Here is a 1,785-nt window from a genome sequence, read left to right as displayed (position 1 = left end):
GGCAGGCGCGGTGGGATCTTGCGCGCGGACACGGCGATCGGGACGCGCCAGCCGCCCCTACGTCAAAGGCAACGTGTCGCGAGGCTCACGTCGGGAGGCAGGCGCGGTGGGTTCTTGAGCGCGGACGCGGCGATCGGGGCGCGCCAGCCTCCCCTACGACAAAGGCAACGTGTCGCGAGGCTCACGTCGGGAGGCAGGCGCGGTGGGATCTTGAGCGCGGACGCGGCGATCGGGACGCGCCAGCCTCCCCTACGCGGTCACGTGGTGCAGGGTCAGGCTGTTCCCTTCGGGATCCAGCACGACGCTCATCCGGCAGACCGGCGTCGAGAACGGCTCGACGACGACCGGCACGCCGGACGCGCGCAGCGTCTCCGTCAGCGCGTCCACGTCGTCCACCTCGAAGGCGATCTTGCCGCCCCGCTCCGCCGACGGCCCGAGGTCGGGGATCATGTCCGAGACGGCGAAGACGCCGCCCGCCAGCTCGAACTCGATCCAATGGCCGCCGAAGTCGCTGGAAACGGCCAGCCCCAGCGCCTCCTCGTAGAAGGCGCGGGCCCGGGCCACGTCCTTGACCGGGTACAGGGTGAAGGCGATTCGTTCGATCATGGCGCGACTTTCGCCCAAGTCCCCCGCCGCCGTCAATCGCCGCCCGCGCGAATTTCTCCTTGCGCATTTACGGTAACCATCATAGTTTCAGTCGAGCGCGGGCGGAACGCCGCCGGGCGCCGAGGAGAAGGACCATGAACGTCGCCGTCGTCTTCCACAGTGGCTACGGGCACACCGCCAAGCAGGCCGAGGCCGTCGCGCGCGGCGCGGCCTCCGTTTCCGGATCCAACGTCGCGCTCGTGCCGGTCGGCGAGGTGGACGCGCGGTGGGAGGAGCTCGACGCCGCCGACGCGCTGATCTTCGGCACGCCGACCTACATGGCGAACGAGAGCGCGGAGTTCAAGCTCTTCATGGAGAAGTCGTCCAAGCGCTGGGCCGCCCAAGCGTGGAAGGACAAGATCGCCGCCGGCTTCACCAACTCCGCCAGCCAGAACGGCGACAAGCAGAACACCCTCGCCTCGCTCGCCGTCTTCGCCGCGCAGCACGGGATGATCTGGGTGAGCCTCGGGCTGCTGCCGGGGAACAACAGTTCGACCGGCAGCGTGGAGGACCTCAACCGTCTCGGCTCGTCGCTCGGCGCGATGGCGCAGAGCAACGCCGACCAAGGCCCGGACGTCGCGCCGCTTCCGAGCGACCTCAAGACGGCGGAGCACCTCGGACGGCGCGTGGCCGAGTTCGCCGCGGTCGTCGCGAAGGGGCGCGCCTGACGCGCGCGCCCCGAACCAAGTCCGACGGCGCGGCGCACCGCGCGGACGTTTCCCGCGGGACGAGCGGCGCCGCGGCGACCTGCGGGGTCCGCGGCGCGCGCCTCGACAATTCCCGCGGCGAAGAGCAGCGCGAGCGCGGCCAAGGCCAGCGCGGCGACGCCGTGCCACGCCGCGGCCTTGTAGGCGTGGCCGGAGGCGGTGATGCCGGCCGCGCCGCCAAGGTAGTAGAAGAGCGTGTAGAGCGCGTTGGCGCGGCCGCGCGACGCGGCGAGGCGCCGGTTGAGCGCGGCGACCGCCGCGGCGTGGACGGAGAAGAACCCGGCGCAGACCAGCGCCAGCGCGAGCGCGACCAACGGCAGCGACGGCGCGAGCGTCAGCAGCACCGCGACGACGAAGACCGCCGCCCCGCCGGCGAGGGTCGGCCCCGCCCCGTGGCGGTCCACGGCGCGCCCCGCGACCGGCCCGATCAGCA

At 72.3% G+C, this 1,785-nt stretch carries 2 protein-coding genes and 1 pseudogene; 1 reads left to right on the top strand and 2 read right to left on the bottom strand.

Features of this window, described 5'->3' with window-relative positions:
• Window positions 1-249: 249 nt before the first annotated feature.
• Window positions 250-606 carry a VOC family protein gene (locus LLG88_11400; protein MCE5247505.1) on the bottom strand — a complete coding sequence of 119 codons (357 nt, stop codon included), beginning with the start codon at window positions 604-606 and terminating at the stop codon, window positions 250-252.
• A gap of 134 nt (window positions 607-740) precedes the next feature.
• On the opposite strand from LLG88_11400, the gene LLG88_11395 reads away from it, so the two are divergent.
• Window positions 741-1,313, top strand: coding sequence for a flavodoxin family protein (locus tag LLG88_11395; GenBank protein MCE5247504.1), 573 nt, complete (start codon window positions 741-743; stop codon window positions 1,311-1,313).
• 53 nt (window positions 1,314-1,366) lie between these two features.
• Here the strand turns inward: LLG88_11395 and LLG88_11390 are convergent.
• A pseudogene (locus LLG88_11390) lies at window positions 1,367-1,780 on the bottom strand (MFS transporter).
• Window positions 1,781-1,785 lie beyond the last annotated feature (5 nt).

Source organism: bacterium, assembly GCA_021372775.1.
Lineage (GTDB): Bacteria > Acidobacteriota > Polarisedimenticolia > J045 > J045 > JAJFTU01.
This window is presented reverse-complemented; position numbering and strand designations above follow the sequence as displayed.

What these genes read in the sequence shown, in the direction of transcription:
- LLG88_11395 (MCE5247504.1), top strand. Translation starts at nt 741, where the DNA reads ATGAACGTCGCCGTCGTCTTCCACAGTGGCTACGGGCACACCGCCAAG.
- LLG88_11400 (MCE5247505.1), bottom strand. Translation starts at nt 606, where the DNA reads ATGATCGAACGAATCGCCTTCACCCTGTACCCGGTCAAGGACGTGGCC.